The sequence below is a fragment of the Brachybacterium sp. B718/18 genome, assembly GCF_055454375.1.
Window position 1 is genome coordinate 293,354 of the sequence record NZ_JBVDDO010000002.1, and the last position, 22,942, is coordinate 316,295.

Below are 22,942 nucleotides of genomic sequence, written 5' to 3' on the forward strand. Positions count from 1 at the left end.
AGTGCTCCGAGACTCCCGCCTCCCCGTCCTGATCCTCGCCGCGCTTCTGCTCGCGGCCTGCTCCGCCGAGGAACCGGCCCCCGCACCGGAGCCCACCGTCGCCGAGGCGCCGACGGTCACGGAGGAACAGGCGACCACCCCCGCTCCCTCCGACGCCGGGGGCGCGACCACGCAGCCGCCCGCGCCGATCGCCGTGACCCCCGCGCCCGAGGGCTTCGCCCCGCCCTCGGCCTGCACCGGAGAGGGTGCCTACTTCGCCGAGGTGGGCACGCCCGCTACGCCCGCCCTGCCCGAGCGCGACGGCCGGGGCCTCACGGTCACCGCGACCGGCATCGAGGGGGACGACGCCCTCCTCGAGGTCGTGGTCGGCGACGGCGAGGCGCAGCAGGTCGAGGCGATCACCCTCGGCGAGACCGTCGCGGTGGAGGGCTGGACCCTCTCCGTGACCAGCGTCTGCGCAGACACCCAGCAGGTCGAGTTCGACCTGATCGACTGAGCGTGTTCGACCTCGACCGGATCGGCGCCGGGCTCCCCGTCTCCGCCGCGCGCGCGGAGCTCCTCGCCGCCGCCCGCACCGGGGCGCTCGTGGTCACCGCACCGCCCGGAACCGGCAAGACCACGCTGCTGCCGCCGCTGGTCGCCGACCTGGTCGAGGGCCGCACCGTGGTGACGCAGCCGCGCCGGGTCGCGGTGCGCGCCGCCGCCCGCCGCCTCGCGACCCTCGACGGCGGCCGGATCGGCGAGCGGGTGGGCTTCACCGTGCGCGGGCAGCGCAGCGTCGGCGCGGACACCCGCATCGAGATGCTCACCCCCGGGGTGCTGCTGCGCCGGCTGCTCGCCGACCCCGCGCTGCCCGGCGTCGGCGCGGTGCTCCTGGACGAGGTGCACGAGCGGTCCCTCGAGACGGACCTGCTGCTCGGCATGCTCGCCGAGGCCCGGCTGCTGCGCGAGGACCTGCTGGTCGGGGCGATGTCCGCGACCCTCGACGCGCAGGCCGTGGCCGCGCTGCTGGGCGGCGCCCCGGTGGTCGAGGTGCCGAGCCCCCTGCACCCCCTCGAGATCAGCTACGCCCCCTCCCCCGCCCCGCGGCTCGACGCCCGCGGCGTGACCCGCGAGTACCTCGCGCATCTCGCCGGCGTCGTCGTCCGGACCCGCACCGACGGCGACGCGCTGGTCTTCCTGCCCGGGGTGCGGGAGGTCGACGAGACCGTCCGCCGCGTGCGGGAGCTCCTCGGCCCCGGCACCGAGGTGCTGCCCCTGCACGGGCGCCTGCCCGCGGCGGCGCAGGACCGCGCGACCGGCGGGCGGGCCCCCGGGGACCCGCCCCGGATCGTCGTCTCCACGGCCCTCGCCGAGAGCTCGCTGACCGTCCCCGGCGTCGACCTCGTGATCGACGCGGGACTCTCCCGCGAGGTCCGCCGCGACCGCGGCCGCGACATGTCGGGGCTGGTCACCGTGAGCGCCTCCCACGCGGCCCTCACCCAGCGCGCGGGCCGCGCCGCCCGCCAGGGGCCGGGCCGCGCGGTGCGGGTCCTCGCCGAGACGGACCTCGCCGGCATGCCCGCGCACTCCCCGCCCGAGATCACCACGAGCGACCTCACCGACGCCGCCCTGCAGCTCGCCTGCTGGGGGACGCCGCGCGGCGAGGGCCTCGCCCTGCTCACGCCGCCGCCGGTCGCCGAGATCACCGCCGCCGAGGAGACCCTGCGCGCGCTGGACCTGCTCGACGCGGACGGCCGCCCCACCGCGGAGGGCACCGCCGTCGCGCGGATGCCCGTCGGCGTGCGGGAGGCGCGGGCCCTGCGCGGCGGCAGCGCCCGGCAGGCCGCCGAGGTGGTCGCGACCGTCTCCGGCGACCAGCGGCCCGACGGCGGGGACCTCGACGCCCTGCTGCGCCGGCTGCGGCGGGAGCGGCCCGAGGCCTGGCGGCGCGAGGCGGACCGGCTCGAGCGCCTCGCCCCGGGCGGCGAACCGATCTCCGACGGGCACCTGCTCGCCCGCGCGCGACCCGAGCGGATCGCGCGGCGCGTCGGCCCCCGCAGCCTGCTGCTCGCCTCCGGGACCCGCGCCGCCCTCCCCGAGGGCAGCGGGCTGATCGGCCACGACTGGGTCGAGGTCTGGGAGGTGCAGCGGGCGGAGGGCCGCGCGGCCGACGGCACCGGGGCGGTGGTCCGGGCCGCCGCGGCGCTCACCGAGGAGGCCGCGCTCGCGGCCGGAGCGGGACTGCTGCGCACCGAGCGGATCGCCCGGCTCGAAGACGGGGCGGTGCGGGTGCGGCAGGTGCGCCGCCTGGGCGCGATCGAGCTGTCCTCCACCCCCGTCGGCGCCCGCGCCGAGGACACCGTCCCCGCCGTGCTGGGGGCCGTGCGCGCGGGCGGCCTCGGGGTGCTGCGCTGGAGCGAGGCGGCGAGCTCGCTGCGGGCCCGGCTGGACCTCCTGCACCGCGAGCTGGGGGCGCCCTGGCCCGCGATGGACGACGCCTCCCTCGAGAGGCGGCTCGAGGACTGGCTCGCTCCGCAGGTCTCCGCCCGCACCACCCGGCTCGAGCAGGTCGACCTGCTCGCGGGGCTGCGCTCGCTGCTGCCCTGGCCCGAGGCGGCCGCGCTCGACGAGCTGGCCCCCACCCGGCTCGACCCGGGGCAGCGGGTCGACTACGCGCTCGGCGAGCGCCCCGTGGTCGCGGTGCGCCTGCAGGAGGTGCTGGGGCTCTCGGAGACCCCGCGTCTGGTGCGCGGCCGGGTCCCGGTGCTCTTCCACCTGCTCTCGCCTGCCCGTCGGCCGCTCGCCGTCACCGACGACCTGCGCTCCTTCTGGGACGGGCCGTACCAGCAGGTGCGCAAGGAGATGCGCGGGCGCTACCCGAAGCACTCGTGGCCGGAGGACCCGCTCACGAGCTGACGGCCCCAGCCTGCGTCGCCACCTGCATCGCGACCTGGTACTCCTGGATCACCCGGCGTACCGCGTCCGCCACCGGGACGTCCACGTCGAGCGCCTCGATGCGACGCTCCAGGTCGCGCCGGCCCACCCCCGGCAGGTCCTCGCGGAGGATGCGATGGGCGATGCCGAGGGCGCGCAGGATCTCGAGCAGCACGGCGTCCTGGACGCTCGCCCGACGCGGGTCCTCGAGCGCGACGACGAGCCGGGCGCGCAGGGCGGTCTCGACGGTGTCGTCGTGCGTCGGCCAGGTGGTGGTGAACCAGCCGTCCTTGCGGACCACCACGCCCTCCGCGGCGAAGGACGCCCCGATCACCTCGGTGAGATCGAGGGAGCGATGGGTGATCACGGCGGCGAGACGCGTGCGGCGCAGCTCGGTCACCGCGCCGAGGGCCTGGTCGATGATGGGCAGGCCCGTCGAGGCGGTGTCCACCACCTCGACCCGGGGCCGCCGCTCCTCGGTGAGGGTGATCTTCTCGCGCAGGGCCAGCTCGGCGAGGGCCGCGGCGGCGAGGGCGACACGACGGTGCTGGGTGGAGTCCTGCCGTCCGGCGTCCGTGGTCAGCAGGAGGAACAGTTCGGCAGGGATGGTCGTCGTAGGCATGCGGTCCATCGTCACGGGCACAGCGGGAGCTGGCATCATGCGATGGTCGACCCCCGCCCCGACCGAGGACTCCCCGAGGACATCATGCGCCTGCTCTCCACCCCCTCCCGCCTGTACGGGACCCTCGCCCTCGCCGAGATGGTCACGTGGACCCTGTTGCTGCTCGGCATGCTGCTCAAGTACGGCCTTCAGGCCACCGAGGTGATGGTGCGGATCGGCGGCAGCCTGCACGGCTTCGTGTTCCTCGCGTACGTCGTCGTGACCGTGCTCGTCGCGATCGACCAGCGGTGGCGGCCCGCGGACCTGCTGCTGGGCATCGGCTCGGCCTTCGTGCCGTACCTGACGCTGCCCTTCGAGCGGTGGGTGCGCCGACGCGGGCTGCTCGCCGAGAGCTGGCGGCTGCGAGCCGAGGACGGCCGCACCCTCCCCGAGCGCCTCGTCGCCCTCGCCCTGCGTCGACCGCTGCTGGCCGGCCTCGTCGCGCTCGTGGTGATCACGGTGGTGTTCTCGCTGCTGCTGATGGCGGGGCCGCCCACCGAGTGGTTCGCCTGAGCATGCGCTGCTCCCACTACGAGGCCGGGGAGTGCCGCTCGTGCACCCTCCTGGATCTGCCGCGTGCCCGGCAGGTCCAGGACGGCGGGGCGCGGGTGCGGGATCTGCTCGCCCCCTTTGCCGACGGCGACGCGTGGGGGCCGCCGATCGTCGGTGCCGAGTCCGGCTTCCGCGCCCGCGGGAAGATGGCGGTCGGGGGCACCGCCCAGGATCCGGTGCTGACCCTCCCCGGGCAGAAGGAGGGCGCGGACCTCAGCGACTGCCCGCTCTACCCCGCCGGGGTCGAGGAGGTGCTGCTGGGGGTGCGCGCCCTGATCCGGCGCGCTCAGGTGCCGCCCTATGACGTGGCCCGACGCCGCGGCGAGATCAAGAACGTCCTGGTCACAGCCTCCCCGGACGGGGAACATCTGCTGCGGCTGGTGCTGCGCAGCGAGGCGAGCCTGGAGCGGATCCGCGAGCACCTGCCCGCCTTCCTGGACGCGCACCGCTCCGTCGTCTCGGTGAGCGCGAACCTCCATCCCGAGCACACCACCGCCGTCGAGGGCGCGCGCGAGATCCCGCTGTGGGGCACCTCCTCCGTCGCCGTGCGCACCGGGGACGTGGTGCTGCACGCGCGGCCCCGCTCCTTCCTGCAGACCCACACCGAGGTCGCCGGCGAGCTGTACCGCCAGGGCGCGGCATGGCTCGCCGATCTCGCGCCCGACGCGCGGATCTGGGACCTGTACTGCGGGCTCGGCGGTTTCGCCCTGCACGTGGCCCGGGCTCTGCCGCAGGCGGAGGTGACCGGGGTCGAGGTCTCCGCCGAGGCGATCGACGGGGCCCGCGAGGCGGCCGCCGAGCTGGGCGTCGCGGCGCGCTTCCTGGTCGCCGACGCGACGCAGTGGGCGATCGACGAGGGCGTGCCGGACGCGGTCGTGGTGAACCCGCCGCGGCGCGGGCTCGGCCCGCGGCTCTCCGCCTGGCTCGAGGACAGCGGCGTCCCGAACGTGGTCTACTCCAGCTGCAACCCGACGACCCTCGCCGCGGACCTCGCGGCGATGCCGTCCCTGCGGATCACGGCCGGGCGGTACGTCGACATGTTCCCGCACACCGCGCACGCCGAGGTGATCGTGCGCCTGCGCCGAAGGAGCGCCCCATGAGCGAGCCCCACGTCCTCCTGCTGACCCTCGGCGGGACGATCTTCATGACCGAGTCCGCGGGCGGGGGCCATGCCGCACCCGACGCGGAGGCGGGGCGGCGCCTCGCCGCGACCGCGGTGGACGGGCTGCGGGTCACGGCGCGGCAGCTCGCCAACACCTCCTCCTCCGACCTCCGCCCGCACCACTGGCGGCGGGTCCTCGAGGAGGCGCGGGCGGCGGTCGACGACGGCGCCGTCGGGGTCGTGCTGACCCACGGCACCGACACCCTCGAGGAGACCGCCTTCGCCCTCTCGCGCCTTTGGGACCGGGAGGCACCGCTCGTGATCACCGGGGCGATGCGCCCGGCGAGCGCCCCGGGGGCCGACGGGCCCGCGAACCTGCGCGATGCCCTGGTCGCAGCCGCGGACCCCGCGGCGCGCGCGCTCGGCCCGCTCGTCGTCTTCGACGGGATGCTGCATCTCGCCGACCAGGTCACGAAGGCCTCCTCGCGCTCCGTCTCGGCCTTCGCCTCCCACCACGTCGGCCCCGTCGGGATGGTCGACGACGGCCGCGTGGTGCTGCTGCAGCGCCCGCTGCCGCGACCCGCACCGCTCGACCTCGAGCTGCCCGACGCGCTGCCCCGCGTCCCCGCGCTGATCGCGGGGATCGACGAGGACCTGGCCCTTCTCGACCACCTTCCGACGGGAGCGATCGCAGGACTGGTGATCGCGGGCGTGGGGATGGGGCACGTGGCCCCGGAGGCGATGGACCGCATCCGGCGGCTCCTCGCGGCGGGCATCCCCGTGGTGGTCGCGACGCGGATCGCGACGGGAGGCACCTCCGAGCACCACTACGCCTATCCGGGCAGCGAGGTGGACCTGCTGGTGGCCGGTGCGGTCATGGCCGGCTTCCTGCCCCCGGCGCAGGCGCGGCTGCTGCTGCAGCTGCTGCTCGCCGCCGGGGTGGAGGACGTTCGCGGGGCGTTCAGGGATGCCGGACCAGGCAGAACGGGTGCCCTGCCGGGTCCAGGTACACCCTGAAGCTGCCGGAGGCGGAGGGCTGCTCGGCGTGCACGCTGCCGCCGAGGGCCAGGACCCGCGGCTCGGCCGCCTCGATGTCGCTCACCGAGAGGTCGAGGTGGAACTGCTGCGGGTGCTTCCCGCCGGGCCAGGTGGGACGCGCATAGTCCTCGATCCGCTGGAAGGCGAGGGTCGCCTCCCCGTCGGGGTTCTCGGGGGTGATGCCGCCGCGCGGCGGGGAGAGGGTGGCCCAGTCCGGGTCGGAGCCCTTCTCGATCTGCCACTGCAGGAGCTTCGCGTAGAAGGTCGCGAGCTCCATCGCATCGGGGCAGTCCAGGACGATCAGGTCGAGAGTGGGGACGGCGGGGCCCTCATCCAGGTTCTCCATGGGGCCACCGTAGGAGGTGCGTCGCGCCCTGGGAAGTCCCGTTCACCATCGGGGGCCGCGCGGTGACAGACTGGTGGGGTCCGTCCTCGACCCCCGAAGGAGGCCCCGCCGTGGCCGTTCCCGTCGATCCGACTCCCGCCCTGCAGGAGTACGCCCACCCCGAGAAGCTCGTGACCACCGCGTGGCTCGCCGAGAACCTCGGTGCCGACGGGCTCGTGGTCGTCGAGTCCGACGAGGACGTGCTGCTGTACGAGACCGGCCACGTGCCCGGCGCCGTGAAGGTCGACTGGCATCTCGACCTCAACGACCCCGTCTCCCGCGACTACGTCGACGGCGAGGGTTTCGCCGCGCTCATGGACCGCCTCGGCATCACCCGGGACACCACGGTGGTCGTCTACGGCGACAAGTCGAACTGGTGGGCCGCCTACGCCCTGTGGGTCCTCGAGCTCTTCGGCCACCCCGACGTCCGCCTGCTCGACGGCGGCCGGGCCGCCTGGCAGGCCGAGGGCCGCGAGATGACCACCTCCGACGAGGGCACGCCGGCGCCGACCTCCGGGTACCCCGTGATCGAGCGGGCCGACGCCCCGATCCGCGCCTTCCGCGAGGACGTGCTGGGGTTCCTCGGCGGGCAGCTGATCGACGTCCGCTCCCCCGCCGAGTACACCGGCGAGCGCACCCACATGGCGGAGTACCCGCAGGAGGGCACCCTCCGCGGCGGCCACATCCCCACCGCCCGCTCCGTGCCGTGGGCCCGTGCCGCCGCCGAGGACGGCCGCTTCAAGCCGCGCGCCGCCCTCGAGGCGATCTACCGCGACGAGCTCGGCTTCGAGGCCGCGCAGCCAGTCATCGCCTACTGCCGGATCGGCGAGCGCTCCTCCCACACCTGGTTCGTGCTGCGGTACCTGCTGGGCTTCGAGGACGTCCGCAACTACGACGGCTCGTGGACCGAGTGGGGCAACGCCGTGCGGGTCCCCGTGGCCCGCGGCACCGAGCCGGGCGAGGCACCGGCCCGATGAGCGCCGCCTTCGCCGAGATCGCCGAGGACTTCCATGCGCTGACCGGCCGGGACCGGCTGCAGCTGCTGCTGGAGTTCGCGAACTCCCTCCCGGCCCTCCCCGAGCGCTACGCGGAGCATCCCGAGCTGCTCGAACCGGTGCCCGAGTGCCAGTCCCCGATCTTCCTGATCACCGAGGTGGAGGGGACCGGGAGCGGAGCCACCGCGCGCCTGTTCTTCTCCGCCCCGCCGGAGGCGCCCACGACGCGCGGCTTCGCGGCGATCCTCGCCGAGGCGCTCGACGGCCGCACCGTCGGCGAGGTCCTCGAGACCCCGGAGACGGTCACGAGCGAGCTGGGTCTCGCCGAGGTGGTGAGCCCGCTGCGGCTGAACGGCATGGCGGGCATGCTCGCCCGGATCAAGCGGCAGCTGGCCCAGAAGGCCGGCCTCTAGGCCGTCAGGAGCGCCGCCTGAGCCGCCACAGGGTCGCGGCGGCGCGGCTCAGCTCCTGCCGGGCGACACGCAGCGCGGCCGGATCCAACCGCTCGGCGGGCTCTGCCGGCGCGGGATGCCGCGCGGCGAGCGCGCTGGACTCGACCTGCTCGTGCCGCGCGATCGCCGTGCGCAGCTCGAGCGGGACCCGCACGAGGCGCTCGAGCCGATCGCGCACGGCGCCGCGCAGCAGCTCCGCTTGACGGGCCAGGAAGTCCTCCTCGGTGCCGCCGGGGGCCATCGCCCAGGCCCGCGAGAGGAGGTAGGAGGCGAGATCCGCAGCGGTCTCGAGCGAGAAGCCGTAGGCATCGGCCGCGTAGTCCCCGTCGCGCAGGGCCAGGGCGTCGTCCCGGGCGAGGGTGCTCGGGGCGATCACCAGCGAGGCGACCACCTGGTCGAAGACGGCGCGCACGGCCGGGTCCGCGGCGACGTCCGCCGCGAGCAGCTCGGCGCGACCCCAGCCGTCGGGGAGGTCGACCAGTTCGGTGCCCTCGCGGGCGAACTCGTCGACCGCGGCATCGAGGACGAGGCGGTGGGCGCGGCGCACCACCTGGGCGGCGTCGGCACCCCGCGGCAGGTCGGGGACGACCGCGCGGACGTCGGCGAGGATCGCGTCCCGCGGGGAGGCGGGCGGGGTCAGGCGCATCATCACTCCCGGCCCGGCGGCTCGTCGAGGAACTCGGTGCTCGCGAGGTCCTGCGGTATCGGGTCCTCGGGACCGAGGCCGGTGTACCAGCTCGGGAGCAGCCGCAGGATCGCCTCGAGCAGGGGCTGCTGGTCGAGGTCCTCCCCGGCGCGCGCAATGGGCTCGGTCTCGACCAGCCACTGGATCAGCAGGTCGAGCGAGCCGCCCGCGAAGTAGCGCCCGATCCGCTCGTGGGGCAGGTCCAGCGGGACCACGTCGCCCATCCGGTCGAGGGCGGCGACGTGCAGGTCGGCGAGGGTCCCGACGAGGATCAGGTAGGTACGGTGGGAGAACTTCCACTCCAGGGCGCCGCGCAGGAAGGCGTGGTGCCGGGCGACGTAGGCGACCATCGTCGCGGCCGCGACCTGGACCATCTCCTGGGTGGTGCCGCCGGCCGCGGCGAGCTCGCGCCCTCGCTCCTGCTGCCGGTCGAACATGGTGCCGAGCATGCCGCCCATGAGGTCGTCGAGTCCCGAGAAGTGGCTGTAGAAGCCGGCGCGGCTCACCCCGGCCCGCTTCGCGAGGGCGTTCACCGTGATCTCGCCGTCGGCCACGGTGAGATCGCGCGCGGCGGCGAAGATGGCGGCGCGGGTCCTGGCGGGGCGCGGATCCGGGGCGCGGCCCTCTGTGGCGGTCATGGCCCCATGGTAGGCGGGGGTGGGAGAGGATGCGTCGCGTGCGATCCTTCCTCTCCTCCGCGATCCCGCCCGATCCCCCGCTGCTGCGGGGCCTCGTCGGGCAGACGGTCCTGCACACGCGGGTGGCGGCGCGCGGGACCTGGACCGTGACCGAACGCGGGACGGTGCTGCACGCCCGGATCCAGCGACTGGACGGCGACCCGGTGGGCCTGCGGGACGGCCGGGTCGTGGGGGCACGGATCACGGGCGCGGGGATCGGCGTCGGCCAGGAGCTGTGGGTCGCCCTGGAGGGCCGGGGCCGCCTCGTCGCCGCGCCACGCTGGTCGCTCGAGGGCCCCTACGGCGCGCTGCTCGCGGTGGACGACGACGGGGAGACCCGCTCCGTGGCGGCGGGCGCGCCGCGCTTCGCGACGGCGGAGCGGATCGACGAGTTCTCGCGGTCGACGCCGAGCGGCATCGAGGAGCGCCTCGCGGAGCTGGGCCGGGAGGGCCCCTTCCACCCCGGGCAGGTCGTCGAGGTGCTCGCCGCGGCGGGGGCGCTCGAGGACGAGGAGTTCGCCGTCCGGGGACCGCTGCTGCTGGGCCGGATGCTCGCGCGGGGCGAGCTGCGGGCGGGCTTCGTGGTCGACGGCGCGTTCCGCGCCTGGGAGCTGCCGCTCGTGGACGTCCTCGAGCACGTGGCCTGGACCTGGGGAGGGCTCGGCGGGCGCACCCCGGGGCGGGACATGATCGCGTGGTTCGCCCTCAGCCCTGCTGGGCGCGAGACCCTCGGCCCGCCGCGCCACCCCTGACGCACGAACGAACTGTCACCGCTCGCGGGCCCACCGAGATAGCTTTTCTGGTCGGGTGTCCGATTAGCCGGGTCCGCTGGGACGGGACGGGGGCGCTACCCTGGGTCCGACCGACCGGAAAGGCGCGTGAGATGCCAGAACGTACCGTGAGGATCGCGAGCACGAGCGGGCTCCACGCCCGGCCCGCCGCGATCTTCTCCCAAGCCGCGAGCGAGCAGAACGCCGAGGTGACGATCGAGACCGCCGGCTCCGCCGCCGTGAAGGCCTCGAGCATCCTCATGCTGCTCACCCTGGACGCCGGGCACGGCGAGGAGGTCACGCTCCGCGCGGAGGGCGAGGGGGCCGAGGAGTCGCTCGACGCGCTCGCCGCGCTGCTGGCGAAGAACCTCGACGACGAGCTGTGAGACGACGACGGGCCCCGGTTCTCACCGGGGCCCGTCGATCACCTGGGCGGTAGCGGCGGGATTTGAACCCGCGGTGGCTTTGACACCACACATCATTTCGAGTGATGCACCTTCGGCCGCTCGGACACGCTACCGCCGGACAGCGTAACCGCCACTCCACCTCCTGTTCAAACCGGAGCCGGGCGCGGGCGAGTCAGATCACTCGCCGCGGACCACCACGACATTGCCCACGCCGTGCAGCACCGTCGCATGCGCCGCCGAGCCGAGGGCCGTCTCGTCGGCCCCCCGATGCCCCATCACCAGCACCCGCGACCCCGCGGCCGCGTCGAGCAGACCGTCCGGGACGGTCCGCGCCGGGAGGATCTCGACCCCGTCCGGGATCCCGCCGCGGTCCGCACCGGGGACCGCGACGTGCACGCGGCGCAGCGGGGCGCCCCAGGCGGCCGCGAGACGTGCGCCGGCCTGCTCGGCCCGGCCGCTCACGGGCGATCCGTCGACGGCGACCAGCACGGGGCCGGCGCGATGCTCGGCCGAACGGATGATCGCGACCGGGCAGCCCGTCTCGTGCAGCAGCCCGCGACTGACCGATCCGAGCAGCAGGCCGAGCACCCGGCCCAGGCCGCGGGTGCCGACCACCAGCAGGGACGCGTCGGCGGCGATCTCCGAGAGGACCTCGCGGGGCTCGCCCGGGACCAGCTCGGCGCGCACCTCCAGCCCGGCGACGTGCGAGCGGACCTCGTCGGCGACCTCGTCGATGTGCCGCTGCGCCTGGTTGTGGGGACCGGCGGCCGCGAAGGTCGGCATGCCGGTCAGCTCGTCGCCCAGCAGCGGCCACGACCAGGCATGGACGATCCGCAGCGGGGTCCCGGTGGCGGCGGCGAGATCCGCCGCCCAGCGCACGGCCTCCGCGGAGGCGAGGGTGTCGTCGTAGCCGACGACGATGTCGCTGACGCTCATGCACCCAGGGTACGCCGCCAGTAGGCTCCCGCCCATGACCTCAGTCCTTCCCGATGCACCCCGTCCCTCCCGCCGCCCCACGGAGCGCCACGCCCACGGCGACGTGGTCGCAGACCCCTACGAGTGGCTGCGCGACAAGGAGGACCCGGAGGTCATCGCGCATCTCGAGGCGGAGAACGCCTACGCCGACGCCCGCACCGCGCATCTGGGCGCCCTGCGGGAGGCGCTGGTCGCCGAGTTCGTCGGGCACACCCAGGAGACGGACCTGTCGGTGCCGGTGCGCCGCGGCGACTGGTGGTACATCACCCGCACCACCGCGGGCGACGACTACCCCCGCTACACCCGGGTGCGCGATGCCGGGTCCCGGCCCGAGGTCGCCCCGGGCACGATGCTCGACGGGGAGCAGGTGCTGCTGGACGCCCAGGCCGAGGCGGCCGGGAGCGAGTTCTACTCGCTCGGCGGCCTCGTCCCCTCCCCCGACCACGACCTGCTCGCCTACGCCGTGGACACCGCGGGCGACGAGCGCTTCACCGTGCGCGTCAAGGATCTCGCGAGCGGGGAGATCCTCGACGAGGCGGTGACCGGGGTCGGCTACGGCCTCGCCTTCTCCGCGGACCAGCAGTGGTTGTTCTACGCCCGGGTCGACGACGCCTGGCGCCAGCACCAGGTGTGGCGGCACCGGATCGGCACTGATCCCGCGACCGACGCGCTCGTCCTCGAGGAGTCCGACGAGCGCTTCACCGTGTGGTTCGAGCGCTCGCGCGACGGCCGCGCGCTCGTGCTGCAGTCCTCCTCGTCGACAACCGCCGAGGCCTGGCTGGTCGATCTCGAGGACCCGACCGCCCCGCCCCGCCCCGCGGGCGGCCGCCGCGACGGGGTGGACTATGCGATCGAGTGGGCGGGCGACCGGCTGCTGGTGGTGCACAACGACGGGGCGGAGGGCTTCGCCCTCGCCGAGGCGCCGCTCGAGGATCCCACCGCCTGGCGCGGGCTGATGACCGCCGGGGAGGGCGAGCGCCTCCTGGGGGTGGAGTCCTTCGCCGGTTTCGTCGCCCTCGAGCTGCGCAGCGGCGGCCTCGCCTCGGTGCGGCTCATCCCCCGCGCGGCCGACGGCTCGCTGCTCGTGAAGAGCGCCGAGGACCTCACCCACGGCGGCGAGCTGGACACCGTCGAGCTGGACACCAACCCCGGCTGGGAGCAGACCACGGTGCGCTACCAGCTCACCAGCCTGCTCACCCCGCCCACCGTCGCCGAGCGGGACGTCGCCGCCGGGACCACCGAGATCCTGCGCGTCACCCCGGTACCGGGCTACGACCCCTCGCTCTACGTCGAGCGCCGTGAATGGGCCACGGCCGCCGACGGCACCCGGGTGCCGCTCAGCGTCGTCTCCCGTCGCGAGGTCGCCCCCGACGGCACGGCCCCCGGCTATCTGTACGGCTACGGCTCCTACGAGGTCTCGATCGACCCGTCGTTCGTGCCGACCCGCCTCTCGCTCCTGGACCGGGGGGTGGTCGTCGCGATCGCGCACGTGCGCGGCGGCGGCGAGATGGGCCGCGCCTGGTACGACCACGGGAAGCTGCTCGAGAAGAAGAACTCCTTCACCGACTTCGTCGCGGCGGCGGCGCATCTGGTCGAGGCGGGGCTCGTGGATCCCGCACGGCTCGGCGCGGAGGGTCGCAGCGCGGGCGGTCTGCTGATGGGCGCGGTCGCGAACCTCGCCCCCGAGCGGTTCCGGGCGATCATCGCCGGGGTGCCCTTCGTGGACGCCCTGACCACCATCCTGGATCCTTCGCTGCCGCTGACCGTCGGCGAGTGGGAGGAGTGGGGCAACCCCGTCGAGAGCGCCGAGGTCTACGCCTACATGAAGGAGTACACGCCCTACGACAACATCCGGGCGGCGGAGTACCCGGCGATCTTCGCCTCGACCTCGCTCAACGACACCCGCGTGTTCTTCGTCGAGCCCGCCAAGTGGGTCGCCCGGCTGCGGGAGACGGTCACCTCGGACCCGGCGGAGCGGCCGATCGTGTTCCGCTGCGAGATGGTCGCGGGGCACGGCGGCCGCTCCGGCCGCTACCGCAAGTGGGAGCAGCGCGCCGACGAGCTGGCCTGGCTGCTGGACCAGCTCGCGGCGACGGAGCCGATCAGAACGCGGGGATGACCGCGCCCGAGTAGGTCTCCTCGATGAAGGCGCGCACGTCCTCCGAGTGGAGGAGCTCGTCGAGCGTCTTCAGCGCGGCGTTGTCCTTGTCGGCGGTGCGGACGACGAGCATGTTGGCGTAGGGGTTGTCCTCGCCGGACTCGAGCGCGAGGGCGTCCTCGGCGGGGCTGAGGTCGGCCTCGAGGGCGTAGTTGCCGTTGATCACGGCGATGGCGTAGTCGCCCAGGGTGCGCGGCAGGAGCGCGGCGTCGATCTCCTGGAGATCGAGGTTCTTGGGGTTCTCGGCGATGTCGTCGATGGTCGCGGCGGTCGGCTCGATGCCGTCCATGAGGGCGAGCAGGCCCTGGTCGGCGAGCAGGGCGAGGGCGCGGCCGCGGTTGGTGGGATCGTTGGGCAGGCCCACGGCCGCCCCCTCCTCGATCTCGTCGAGGCTGGTCAGCGACTCGGAGAAGATGCCCAGGGGCTCGATGTGCACGCCCGCGAAGGGGGTCAGCTCGTAGCCGTTCTCGGCGATCTCGGTTTCGAGGTAGGGCAGGTGCTGGAAGAAGTTCGCGTCCACCTCGCCCTCGGAGAGCAGGCGGTTCGGGATCGGGTACTCGGTCTGCTCCTGCAGGTCGAGCTCGAGGCCCGCGGCCTCGGCGAGGTTCTCGCTGACGAAGGTGAGGATCTCCATGTGCGGGAGCGGGGTGGCGGCCACGCGGATCGTGGTCACGCCGCCCTCCTCGGTCAGGGCCTCCTCGTCGGAGCCGCCGCAGGCGGCGAGGGTGAGCGCGGCGAGGCCGGCGCCCGAGGCGAACAGGGTGCGACGCGAGAGCGTGGACATGGCGGTTCCTTTGCGGGGTGGGGGTCAGGCGGTGCGGGCGCGGTGGTCGACCGCGCGGGCGAGACGGGAGCCGATCAGCTGGACTCCGATGACGATGAGGACCAGCAGGATCACGGTGACGATGATGATCTCGGTCTGGTAGCCGGTGTACCCGCGGTTGTAGGCGAGCTGGCCGAGGCCGCCGGAGTTCACCGAGCCGGCCATCGCGGTGTAGCCGATGACGGCGATGGTGGTGGTGGTGATGGAGCCGATGATGCCGGGCAGCGCCTCGGGGACGAGCACCTGGCGGATCACCTGCCAGCGCGTCGCGCCCATCATCCGCACGGCCTCGATCTTGCCCGCGGGGATCTCGCGCAGGTTCAGCTCGAAAAGGCGCGCCGCGAAGGGGACGGCCGCGATGGTCAGGGCGATCATCGCCGCGTTCGGGCCGGTCGAGCGGCCCGTGATCGCCGAGGTGATCGGGATCAGCGCGATGATCAGGATGAAGAAGGGGAAGGAGCGCAGCACGTTGACGACGAAGCCGACGACCCGGTTCAGGGTCCGCACGGCCGGCGAGGAGGAGCCCTCGGTCTCGAACAGCGCGACCCCGAGCGGCAGACCGATCAGGACCGTCGCCACCATGGTCACGGCGGTCATGTAGAGGGTGACGAGGGTGGCCTGCCACGGACCGCCGTCCCAGCGGACCAGCAGCGGGTTGGAGAGCCATTCCTGGAGCGTGTCGATCATGCGGTCACCTCCGTGGCGACGACGCCGGCCGCGGCGAGCTCGGCGAGATAGGAGTCGAGGCCCTCGCGGGAGATCGGGGCGCCGGAGCGGTTGCGCAGGGCGAGCTGGACCCGTCCCACCTGGCGGCCGCCGATGGTCTCGATGGTCCCGGCGACGAGGGTCGCCTCGGCCTCGTAGGACTCGGCGAGCCGGATCAGGTCCTCGCTCGTGCGGAAGCGCTCGGAGTCACCGTAGTCGCAGTTCACGACCAGGGCGTCGATCCCCGTCGGAGCCGGGGGCAGCGGGATCAGCTCGGCGCTGAGCGGGCCGTGGGGGTCGGCGGCGACATCGATCAGGTCGCCGGTCTGGGTGATCCTGCCGTCCTGCAGCAGGGTCACGGTGTCGCACACCTCGCGCACCACGGCCATCTCGTGGGTGATGATCACGACCGTGATGCCGAGGCGCTCGCGCAGGTCGGCGAGCAGGTTCAGGATCTGCCGGGTGGTCCCGCCGTCGAGGGCGCTGGTGGGCTCGTCGCACAGCAGCACCTTCGGCTCGGCGGCGAGGCCGCGGGCGATGCCGACGCGCTGGATCTGACCGCCGGAGAGCTGCGCGGGGTGGTTGTGCTCGCGGCCGGTCAGGCCGACGAGTTCGACCAGCTCGGCGACGCGGCGCTCGCGCTCGGAGCGGGGCACGCCCGCGATCTCCAGGGGGTGGGCGATGTTCTGGGCGGCCGTGCGGGAGTCCAGCAGGTTCGCGTGCTGGAAGACCATGCCGATGTTCCGTCGGGCGGCGCGCAGCGCGGCACCGTCAAGGGCGGCCACGTCGGTGCCGTCGACCTCCACGCGCCCCGAGGTGGGCTTCTCGAGGCCCGTGAGGCAGCGGATGAGCGTGGACTTGCCGGCGCCGGAGCGGCCGACGATGCCGTGGATGCGTCCCGCGTCGAGGTGGAGGTCGATACCGCCGAGCGCGACGACGGGGTCTCCGCCGCCGGGAGCGGGGAAGACCTTGGTCAGTCGGTCGAGAGTGATCACACTGGGAAGTCAAGCACCCGCCCCCGCTCGTCGCGGAGCACTTCGTCATCTGACGCAACAAAGCTCACAGACCTGCGACGACGTATGTGCACGGGGTCACCTGACAGGTGTCACGGCCGGACCGTGAGAGGGCGCCCTACCGCGTCGGCCGAGGCTCCGGGAGGGTGGAGCCATGATCCAGGACCTCTTCACCCAGCTCACCGCCCTCGTCTCCGACCTCGAGCCCTGGCAGCAGGTTCTCGCCCTGATCCCCATCAGCGCGATCCCCTTCATCGAGTCCTATCTCGGCAGCTTCCTGGGGATCCTCGTGGGGATCCACCCGGCGATCGCGATCCCCGCGGCCGTGGTCGGGAACCTGGTGGCGACCTTCGCGGCGACGGCGCTCGCGGGCCGGGCGCGGGGAGCCGTGCTCCGCGGCCGCGGCGCCGGGGAGCCCGGGGCGCCCGGGGAGCCGGACGTCCCCGCGGCGGGCGGCGGCCGCTTCCGCACCAAGGTCGCCGCGGCGCTCGGCCGGTACGGCGTGCCCGGCGTGTGCCTCCTGGGCCCGCTGCTCGTCGCCTCCCAGATCACCGCTCCCACCCTCGTCGCCCTCGGCGCCGCGAGGAGCCGCGTGTACCTGTGGATGGGCGTGTCGATCGTCGTCTGGGGACTCGCCTTCGGCCTGTTCGGCGGGGTGCTCTCCTCCGTGACCGCGTGAACGCGAAAGCCCAGATAGGCTCCGAGGGACGGAGGGGCTGAGAATGAGCGCACGGGCACGCCAGTGGACGATCTTCTACGCCTACACGCTGTGGTCCGTGCTCGTGATGGTCGCGCTGATGCCGGTGCTGATGCTGCTCATGCTCGGCGCCGCGGCCTTCGCCGAGCTCCGCGACCACCCTCTGCTCGGCTTGGTGCTGCTGGTCCAGGCCGTGACCTCGGTGCTGGCGGCCCGGGCGGCGCTGCGGGACTGGGCGGTCGCGCCGCCCACCCCCGGTCGGGGCCGCTGGGACCTGCCGCGCCTGGGAGCGCTGTGGGGAGGGCGGCGCTGGCTCGCGGCCACCGCCCTGCCGCCGATCGTGCTCGCGGCGGTCGCCCTCGGTCCGGGCGGCTCCGCCCTGCTGCTCCTGGTGTCCTGCGCGGTCCTCGCCGTCGGGACCCTGTTCCGGGTGCCGTGGCGGTGGACCGCCGGCCTGCTGATGGTGGCGCTCCTGCTCGCGGCCCTCGGCGTGATCCCCTCGGACCTCCTGGTCTTCGCGGTCGTGGTCTGCGGTGCCACCTTCGCGCTGCGCCCGTCGATCTGGCTGGGGGCGGTGGTGCGCGAGCTCGACCAGGCCCGCGAGGCGCAGGCCCAGCTCGCGGTCGCCGAGGAACGGCTGCGCTTCGCCCGCGACCTGCACGACGTCACCGGCCGCGACCTGTCCGTCATCGCGGTGAAGACGGAGCTGGTCGCCCAGCTCGCCGAGCGCGGCGACCCCCGCGCCGCCGAGCACGGGCGGGAAGCGGCGCAGATCGCCCGTACCTCCCTCGCCGAGATCCGCTCCCTGGTGCGCGGCTACCGCGAGGCGAACCTCGCGACCGAGCTGCAGGGCACCGCCTCCCTGCTGCGCTCGGCGCACGTGGAGGTCACGATCGAGGGCGACGCCGAGCAGGTCCCGGTCCGGCACCGGGGCACCGCCGCCTGGGTGCTGCGCGAGGGCGGCACGAACATCCTGCGCCATGCCGACTCGTCGGCCGTCTCGATCTCCCTGACCCCGGAGGGGATCACCCTCGTCAACGACGGCGCCCCCGAGGAGGGCCCGGTGCGCGAGGGCAGCGGGATGACCGGGATGCGGGAGCGGCTCGGCGATCAGGCCCAGCTCACCGCCGGCAGCGCACGGGGGATCTTCACCCTCGACGTCCGCTTCGACACCCCGGGAGGACCCTCGTGACCGATGCCCCGACCGCCCTGCGCGTGGTGCTCGTGGACGACGAGCACCTGATCCGCTCCGCGCTCGCGACGATGCTGTCCCTCGAGGAGGATCTCGAGGTGGTCGGGGAGGCCGACTCCGTGACCGCGGGCGCGTGCCTCGTGGCGGAGGCGACCCCGCAGGTGGCGGTCGTCGACCTGCAGCTGCCCGACGGGGACGGGCTCGAGCTGTGCGAGCGGATCGGCGAGCTCTCCCCCGAGACCCGCTGCCTGATCCTCACCTCGCACGCTCGACCCGGCTACCTCAAGCGCGCCCTCGCCCAGGGCGTGCTCGGCTTCCTGCCGAAGACGACGTCGGCCGAACAGCTCGCGACGGCGGTGCGCGCGGTCGCCGGCGGACGCCGCGCGATCGACCCGGAGCTCGCCGCGGAGACGATCTCCTCGGGCGACTCCCCGCTCACCCCGCGCGAGGCGGACGTGCTCGAGTACGCGGCCGACGGTGCCCCCGTCGAGCAGATCGCCCGCCGCGCCCATCTCGCGGAGGGCACGGTGCGCAACTACCTCTCGAGCGCCCAGGCGAAGCTCCAGGCCGCGAACCGGCACGAGGCCGCCGCGATCGCCCGCCGCCAGGGCTGGATCTGAGCGGCGAGGGGGATCAGCGCCGCCGACGGGCGCGGAAGAACTGCCGCAGCAGGTCGCCGCACTCCTGCTCCCGCACCCCGGTGGTGAGCTCGACGCGATGGTTCAGCCGCGGCTCGCGCACCAGGTCGTAGAGGGAGCCGGCGGCCCCGGCCTTGGGGTCCATCGCGCCGACGACCACCCGCTGCACGCGCGAGAGCACGATCGCCCCGGCGCACATGGTGCACGGCTCGAGCGTGACGACGAGGGTGGCACCGGAGAGGTTCCAGCGCCCGGTGGCGCGCGCCGCGGCCCGCAGGGCGAGGATCTCGGCGTGCGCGGTCGGGTCCTCGTCGGCCTCCCGGCGGTTCCCGGCCGACGCGAGCACGGCGCCGTCCTCCGCGAGGACGACGGCGCCGATGGGGACATCGGCCGGCTCCCGGTCGGCGGCGGCACGGGCCTCGGCGAGAGCCAGGCCCATCGTTTCCTCGTCGGTGCGGGGCGAGGTCACGGCGCCGTCGCCTCGACCCGAACCCGTTCCCCCCGCACCGCGAAGCGCGCCTCGAGGAAGGCGCCGTTGGTGCCGTGCTCCAGCAGCTCGAGATCGAAGGCCCCGCCGAGGAGGGGCCGGCCCGCCCCGAGGGTGACCGGGGCGATCGAGACGAAGACCTCGTCGAGCATGCCGGCGCGGGCGAACTCCGCGGCGAGGTCCCCGCCGCCGACGATCCACACGTCCTTCGCGCCCGCCGCGTCCTCGAGCGCGGCGCGGAGGTCCGCGGGGGCGCCGGAGACCGCGGTGACGCCCTCCCGCCGATCGGCGGGCGGACGATGGGTGAACAGGAACGTGGGCTGGGTGTAGACCCAGGCGCCGTCGACGACGCGCTCGTGCTCGAGCACCCAGTCGTACGTGGTGCGGCCGGTGACGATCGCGCCGATCCCGGCCAGGAAGTCGTCGTAGGGAAGGATGCTCTGCTCGCCGGTGGGCTGCGAGAGGAGCCAGTCGAGGCTGTCGTGCTCATCGGCGAGGAAGCCGTCGAGCGTGGTGGCGGTGTAGTAGCGGTAGACCGTCATGACCGCCAGTATCCGCGCCCTCCGGTAGATTCGCCCCATGCGCGTTCTCGAGATCGATCATCCGCTCGTCGCCCACAAGCTCACGGTGCTCCGCAACCGCGACACCCATTCCTCGGTGTTCCGTCAGCTCGCCGATGAGCTGGTGACCCTGCTGGCCTACGAGGCGACCCGCAACGTGGCCGTCGCCCCGGTGCGGATCGAGACGCCCGTGACCGGGATGACCGGCACGCGGCTCACGAACCCCAAGCCCATGGTCGTCCCGATCCTCCGCGCGGGCCTCGGCATGCTCGACGGGCTCACGCGCCTGCTGCCCACCGCCGAAGTGGGCTTCCTGGGCATGGTCCGCAACGAGGAGACCCTCGAGGTCACCACCTACGCGAACCGCCTCCCGGAGGACCTCTCGGGCCGCCAGTGCTTCGTGCTCGACCCGATGCTCGCCACCGGCCACACCCTCATCGCCTCGTGCGAGTACCTCCACGAGCGCGGCGCGAAGGACATCACCTGCGTGACCCTGCTGTGCGCCCCCGAGGGGCTGAAGGCGCTCGAGGAGCAGCTGGACCCCGCGATCGACCTCACCGTCGTGACCGCCGCGATCGACGAGAAGCTCAACGAGAAGGGCTACATCGTGCCCGGCCTCGGCGACGCGGGCGACCGCCTCTTCGGCGTGGTCGACTGACGACGAATTCCGCGACGCCGGCGTATTTGAATTCGCCGCCCGAACGATATTCACGAAGGCCGTCCTTGCTGGAATGCATTTCGCATTCCTCGTAGTCTTTCCTCATCCGGCCCCGCTCGGGGCCGCACGTCGAGGAGGACCCCATGACCGCCGTCGAGATGCCCCGCGTGACCGAGTGCTCGGTCGCCGGCTGCTCCTACAACCACGACCACGCCTGCGGCGCCTTCGCCGTGACGGTGGGCCGCGACTCGAGCTGCGCCACCTTCATCCCCCTGGACGTCAAGGGCGGGCTGAGCAAGGTCGTCACCCAGGTGGGCGCCTGCCAGCTCGCCGCCTGCGCGCACAACCGGGACCTCGAGTGCACCGCCGACTCCGTGCGGATGGGCGCCGGGGCCGATGCCGCGGACTGCCTCTCCTTCGAGGCCCGCTGAGGGCTCCGCGTATCGCCATGTGAACACCCTCTTGCCGCACCGACGCCGGTGCGGCAGGCTCTGCCCCATGACCTCGATCGCCGCGCTCCGCGAGACCACCCCCCGGGTGGTCCGCTCGGCCATGCGCGCGATGATGTCCATGATGATGATGCCGATGATGCATCGTCAGCCGAGCCTCTGAGCGCTCCAGACACCTCCGGGGTCGGCTGACAGGAGCCGGCCGGAAGGCGCGGGCTCCAGGTGCCACCGGGAGCACTCCCCCCTCGGGGATCCCGGGCCCACCGCCCGCCGCGCGTGCCGCAGGCCGCGCCGCATCTCGGAGACTCACATGACCATCACCCTGGATCGCCCCACCGCCCCGACCGCTCGTCCCCTCGCCGTCCGCCCGGCGGACGCGGTCACCATCACCGTCAGCGTCACCCTCCCCGCCGGGACCGGCGACATCGAAACCGCCCTGCTGGCCGATGAGCTGCGCGGCCACGCCCAGCGCCTGGTCGCCGCCCGTGACGGCCGCACCACCGTCTCGGTCAACAGCCCGCGCGCGTTCGCCGCGACCGGCCCCGTCGGCCGCACCTCGCGGGCGCTCCCGCCGCGCTCCGCGGGCGCCGCGGCCGTGAGCCCGCTGCGTCCGCGCCGCGCCGGCGTGGTCTCGCCCAACTCCCCGGCGCGCCGGGACGCGGAGGCCGCGCGCCGCCGGGCCCTGCAGGCCACCGCCGTGAGCCCCGCGAGCCCCTCGCTCGCCGCCGAGGACTCGCTGGTGATCGACCTGTTCGGTCGCCGCGTGCGGATCGACGGCCGCGATGTGGACCTCACCTACAAGGAGTTCGAGCTGCTGGCCCAGCTGGCCCGCGGCGCGCGGCGCATCGTCACCCGCGAGGAGCTCATGGAGACGGTGTGGGCCGACGCCCCCGCGGAGACCGGCGAGCGCACGGTCGACGTGCACGTGCGGCGGCTGCGCACGAAGCTCGGCCGGTACCGCCGCCTGATCTCGACGGTCCGCGGCTCCGGCTACCGCCTCGACCCGGGCAGCGACGTCGCGATCCTGTCCTGACGGACGATCGAGCCGATCGAGCCGCCCTGCACTGGCCGCACAGAAAGGACGAGCGGCCCGGAGCTCTCAACCGACAATGTCGGGGGCTCACGGACCGCTCGTCAGGCCTGTCGACCGTCAGGGGTGGGTGCGGGCGAACAGGCTGGACGGGCTGCCATAGGTGGGGGAACCTGGCACGGTGCCCGTCCGGCCGCTCCCCATGAGGGGGGTCTTGAGGAACGGCACATCTCTCAAGTTTTCAACTGCCGGAACTGTACCAGCCTCGGAGGGGGACGGGCCCCAACCGTCATGCGCCTCACTCGCGGGCGTTCTGATGCCCACCGCTCGATCGGCGCACCCTCAGTCTAGGCCTTTCGGCCGGTCCTGTAAACGCCGCGACACTCCGTGTTCTCGCAGGTGACATGCAGGAAATTCTTCGCCACGTCTGCGTGGGGAGATCCTCATGACATGGTCATGATCAGACCAAAGGAGGAGGCCATGAGATGGACAGCACGGTCGCGTCGTCATGGGTCTTCCGGGTCCCTCCGCGGGCGGCACGGCCCGCTCCCGCGCACGCAGATCGGTGAACACGGCGCCGGGGTCGCGCTCCAGCGCCCGGGTCAGGGAGACGGCGTCCAACGCACCGAGGAGGTCGATCAGCCGCGTCACCCCGTCGCTCACCAGGTGCGCCGTGCGCAGCCGCGCGATCGGCCGTTCCCCGACCAGCGCCTCCTTGGCCGCCTCCGGCTCATGGCGGGCGACCCGGAAACCGCCGGGCACGTTGCGCCGCGCCTCGATCGCCTCGGCCGTCCGCTCCTCGCCGACCACCCGGTCGACCCGCCCGTCCGTGATCCGTCGCACGTCACCGTCGGCATCCGGCCGAGCAGGCGAGGAGAGCAGGGCGGCGCGCACGCGCCCACGTTGCTCCCGGCCCC

27 protein-coding genes and 1 tRNA gene are annotated in these 22,942 nt (G+C 74.0%); 16 read left to right on the forward strand and 12 right to left on the reverse strand.

The window, feature by feature from the left end:
• Nucleotide 1 precedes the first annotated feature (1 nt).
• Complete coding sequence (locus ACZCAH_RS05225) at nucleotides 2–496, forward strand: hypothetical protein (RefSeq protein ID WP_464340065.1); 495 nt, start codon at nucleotides 2–4, stop codon at nucleotides 494–496.
• The gene (gene hrpB, locus ACZCAH_RS05230; protein WP_464340261.1) at nucleotides 493–2,898 is read left to right on the forward strand and encodes an ATP-dependent helicase HrpB; all 2,406 of its coding nucleotides are present in this window, start codon (nucleotides 493–495) and stop codon (nucleotides 2,896–2,898) included. Before ACZCAH_RS05225 ends, hrpB begins: the two co-directional genes overlap by 4 nt.
• On the opposite strand, the gene ACZCAH_RS05235 is transcribed toward hrpB, so the two are convergent.
• Nucleotides 2,888–3,538: a GOLPH3/VPS74 family protein gene (locus tag ACZCAH_RS05235; protein ID WP_464340066.1), complete on the reverse strand. Its 651-nt coding sequence runs from the start codon at nucleotides 3,536–3,538 to the stop codon at nucleotides 2,888–2,890. The two genes, hrpB and ACZCAH_RS05235, sit on opposite strands and share 11 nt — an antisense overlap.
• 42 nt (nucleotides 3,539–3,580) lie before the next feature.
• On the opposite strand from ACZCAH_RS05235, the gene ACZCAH_RS05240 reads away from it, so the two are divergent.
• From ACZCAH_RS05240 to ACZCAH_RS05250, 3 genes are read left to right on the forward strand one after another with little or no spacing between them, the layout of a single operon-like run.
• Nucleotides 3,581–4,090 carry a DUF3817 domain-containing protein gene (locus tag ACZCAH_RS05240; protein WP_464340067.1) on the forward strand — a complete coding sequence of 170 codons (510 nt, stop codon included), beginning with the start codon at nucleotides 3,581–3,583 and terminating at the stop codon, nucleotides 4,088–4,090.
• Between the two features lie 2 nt (nucleotides 4,091–4,092).
• Entirely contained in the window at nucleotides 4,093–5,229 is a 1,137-nt protein-coding gene (locus ACZCAH_RS05245) for a methyltransferase domain-containing protein (RefSeq protein ID WP_464340068.1), read from the forward strand.
• Nucleotides 5,226–6,248, forward strand: a complete 1,023-nt coding sequence (locus ACZCAH_RS05250; protein ID WP_464340069.1) for an asparaginase — start codon at nucleotides 5,226–5,228, stop codon at nucleotides 6,246–6,248. Before ACZCAH_RS05245 ends, ACZCAH_RS05250 begins: the two co-directional genes overlap by 4 nt.
• Here the strand turns inward: ACZCAH_RS05250 and ACZCAH_RS05255 are convergent.
• A complete protein-coding gene (locus tag ACZCAH_RS05255; protein WP_464340070.1) occupies nucleotides 6,193–6,615 on the reverse strand; it encodes a VOC family protein in 423 nt (140 codons plus the stop codon). The two genes, ACZCAH_RS05250 and ACZCAH_RS05255, sit on opposite strands and share 56 nt — an antisense overlap.
• Before the next feature lie 110 nt (nucleotides 6,616–6,725).
• Between ACZCAH_RS05255 and ACZCAH_RS05260 the strand changes: the two genes are divergently transcribed.
• Entirely contained in the window at nucleotides 6,726–7,631 is a 906-nt protein-coding gene (locus tag ACZCAH_RS05260) for a sulfurtransferase (RefSeq protein ID WP_464340071.1), read from the forward strand.
• Nucleotides 7,628–8,062 carry a SufE family protein gene (locus tag ACZCAH_RS05265; protein ID WP_464340072.1) on the forward strand — a complete coding sequence of 145 codons (435 nt, stop codon included), beginning with the start codon at nucleotides 7,628–7,630 and terminating at the stop codon, nucleotides 8,060–8,062. Before ACZCAH_RS05260 ends, ACZCAH_RS05265 begins: the two co-directional genes overlap by 4 nt.
• 4 nt (nucleotides 8,063–8,066) lie before the next feature.
• Here the strand turns inward: ACZCAH_RS05265 and ACZCAH_RS05270 are convergent, their stop codons facing one another.
• Together ACZCAH_RS05270 and ACZCAH_RS05275 are read right to left on the reverse strand one after the other, a co-directional pair.
• On the reverse strand, nucleotides 8,067–8,750 hold the full coding sequence (locus ACZCAH_RS05270) for a hypothetical protein (RefSeq protein WP_329745604.1): 684 nt from the start codon (nucleotides 8,748–8,750) through the stop codon (nucleotides 8,067–8,069).
• A complete protein-coding gene (locus ACZCAH_RS05275) occupies nucleotides 8,750–9,424 on the reverse strand; it encodes a TetR/AcrR family transcriptional regulator (RefSeq protein WP_464340073.1) in 675 nt (224 codons plus the stop codon). Before ACZCAH_RS05275 ends, ACZCAH_RS05270 begins: the two co-directional genes overlap by 1 nt.
• Nucleotides 9,425–9,462: 38 nt before the next feature.
• On the opposite strand from ACZCAH_RS05275, the gene ACZCAH_RS05280 reads away from it, so the two are divergent.
• Entirely contained in the window at nucleotides 9,463–10,215 is a 753-nt protein-coding gene (locus ACZCAH_RS05280; protein ID WP_464340074.1) for a hypothetical protein, read from the forward strand.
• A gap of 131 nt (nucleotides 10,216–10,346) precedes the next feature.
• Nucleotides 10,347–10,619 (forward strand): HPr family phosphocarrier protein, encoded by a 273-nt coding sequence (locus ACZCAH_RS05285; RefSeq protein WP_464340075.1) that lies wholly within the window; start codon nucleotides 10,347–10,349, stop codon nucleotides 10,617–10,619.
• Nucleotides 10,620–10,666: 47 nt separating this feature from the next.
• Here the strand turns inward: ACZCAH_RS05285 and ACZCAH_RS05290 are convergent.
• Both ACZCAH_RS05290 and ACZCAH_RS05295 read right to left on the reverse strand, forming a co-directional pair.
• Nucleotides 10,667–10,753 (reverse strand) — tRNA-Ser (locus tag ACZCAH_RS05290).
• Nucleotides 10,754–10,817: 64 nt separating this feature from the next.
• Nucleotides 10,818–11,576 (reverse strand): universal stress protein, encoded by a 759-nt coding sequence (locus ACZCAH_RS05295; RefSeq protein ID WP_464340076.1) that lies wholly within the window; start codon nucleotides 11,574–11,576, stop codon nucleotides 10,818–10,820.
• Nucleotides 11,577–11,610: 34 nt separating this feature from the next.
• On the opposite strand from ACZCAH_RS05295, the gene ACZCAH_RS05300 reads away from it, so the two are divergent.
• Nucleotides 11,611–13,734: a S9 family peptidase gene (locus tag ACZCAH_RS05300; protein WP_464340077.1), complete on the forward strand. Its 2,124-nt coding sequence runs from the start codon at nucleotides 11,611–11,613 to the stop codon at nucleotides 13,732–13,734.
• Here the strand turns inward: ACZCAH_RS05300 and ACZCAH_RS05305 are convergent.
• From ACZCAH_RS05305 to ACZCAH_RS05315, 3 genes are read right to left on the reverse strand one after another with little or no spacing between them, the layout of a single operon-like run.
• Entirely contained in the window at nucleotides 13,718–14,557 is an 840-nt protein-coding gene (locus tag ACZCAH_RS05305) for a MetQ/NlpA family ABC transporter substrate-binding protein (protein WP_464340078.1), read from the reverse strand. The two genes, ACZCAH_RS05300 and ACZCAH_RS05305, sit on opposite strands and share 17 nt — an antisense overlap.
• A gap of 24 nt (nucleotides 14,558–14,581) precedes the next feature.
• Nucleotides 14,582–15,283, reverse strand: coding sequence for a methionine ABC transporter permease (locus ACZCAH_RS05310; RefSeq protein ID WP_329750280.1), 702 nt, complete (start codon nucleotides 15,281–15,283; stop codon nucleotides 14,582–14,584).
• Nucleotides 15,280–16,296 carry a methionine ABC transporter ATP-binding protein gene (locus ACZCAH_RS05315; RefSeq protein ID WP_464340079.1) on the reverse strand — a complete coding sequence of 339 codons (1,017 nt, stop codon included), beginning with the start codon at nucleotides 16,294–16,296 and terminating at the stop codon, nucleotides 15,280–15,282. Before ACZCAH_RS05315 ends, ACZCAH_RS05310 begins: the two co-directional genes overlap by 4 nt.
• A 172-nt stretch (nucleotides 16,297–16,468) precedes the next feature.
• Between ACZCAH_RS05315 and ACZCAH_RS05320 the strand changes: the two genes are divergently transcribed.
• Genes ACZCAH_RS05320 through ACZCAH_RS05330 form a run of 3 tightly spaced genes read left to right on the forward strand, consistent with a single transcriptional unit; the run spans nucleotide 16,469 to nucleotide 18,823 of the window.
• Nucleotides 16,469–16,993 (forward strand): hypothetical protein, encoded by a 525-nt coding sequence (locus tag ACZCAH_RS05320; RefSeq protein ID WP_464340080.1) that lies wholly within the window; start codon nucleotides 16,469–16,471, stop codon nucleotides 16,991–16,993.
• Nucleotides 16,994–17,036: 43 nt separating this feature from the next.
• Nucleotides 17,037–18,203: a sensor histidine kinase gene (locus tag ACZCAH_RS05325; protein WP_464340081.1), complete on the forward strand. Its 1,167-nt coding sequence runs from the start codon at nucleotides 17,037–17,039 to the stop codon at nucleotides 18,201–18,203.
• Nucleotides 18,200–18,823 carry a response regulator transcription factor gene (locus tag ACZCAH_RS05330; protein WP_464340082.1) on the forward strand — a complete coding sequence of 208 codons (624 nt, stop codon included), beginning with the start codon at nucleotides 18,200–18,202 and terminating at the stop codon, nucleotides 18,821–18,823. Before ACZCAH_RS05325 ends, ACZCAH_RS05330 begins: the two co-directional genes overlap by 4 nt.
• A gap of 13 nt (nucleotides 18,824–18,836) precedes the next feature.
• Here the strand turns inward: ACZCAH_RS05330 and tadA are convergent, their stop codons facing one another.
• Nucleotides 18,837–19,310: a tRNA adenosine(34) deaminase TadA gene (gene tadA, locus ACZCAH_RS05335; RefSeq protein ID WP_464340083.1), complete on the reverse strand. Its 474-nt coding sequence runs from the start codon at nucleotides 19,308–19,310 to the stop codon at nucleotides 18,837–18,839.
• Nucleotides 19,307–19,870 (reverse strand): dihydrofolate reductase family protein, encoded by a 564-nt coding sequence (locus ACZCAH_RS05340; protein WP_464340084.1) that lies wholly within the window; start codon nucleotides 19,868–19,870, stop codon nucleotides 19,307–19,309. Before ACZCAH_RS05340 ends, tadA begins: the two co-directional genes overlap by 4 nt.
• 37 nt (nucleotides 19,871–19,907) lie before the next feature.
• Here ACZCAH_RS05340 and upp point away from each other — a divergent pair, with 37 nt between their 5' ends.
• The 3 genes from upp to ACZCAH_RS05355 all read left to right on the forward strand — a co-directional run bounded on the left by upp (nucleotide 19,908) and on the right by ACZCAH_RS05355 (nucleotide 22,028).
• The gene (upp, locus tag ACZCAH_RS05345) at nucleotides 19,908–20,546 is read left to right on the forward strand and encodes a uracil phosphoribosyltransferase (RefSeq protein ID WP_329745618.1); all 639 of its coding nucleotides are present in this window, start codon (nucleotides 19,908–19,910) and stop codon (nucleotides 20,544–20,546) included.
• Between the two features lie 143 nt (nucleotides 20,547–20,689).
• On the forward strand, nucleotides 20,690–20,977 hold the full coding sequence (locus ACZCAH_RS05350; protein ID WP_464340085.1) for a DUF1540 domain-containing protein: 288 nt from the start codon (nucleotides 20,690–20,692) through the stop codon (nucleotides 20,975–20,977).
• Between the two features lie 328 nt (nucleotides 20,978–21,305).
• Entirely contained in the window at nucleotides 21,306–22,028 is a 723-nt protein-coding gene (locus ACZCAH_RS05355; RefSeq protein ID WP_329745620.1) for a winged helix-turn-helix domain-containing protein, read from the forward strand.
• Between the two features lie 339 nt (nucleotides 22,029–22,367).
• On the opposite strand, the gene ACZCAH_RS05360 is transcribed toward ACZCAH_RS05355, so the two are convergent.
• Nucleotides 22,368–22,919 (reverse strand): hypothetical protein, encoded by a 552-nt coding sequence (locus ACZCAH_RS05360; protein WP_464340086.1) that lies wholly within the window; start codon nucleotides 22,917–22,919, stop codon nucleotides 22,368–22,370.
• Between the last annotated feature and the right edge of the window lie 23 nt (nucleotides 22,920–22,942).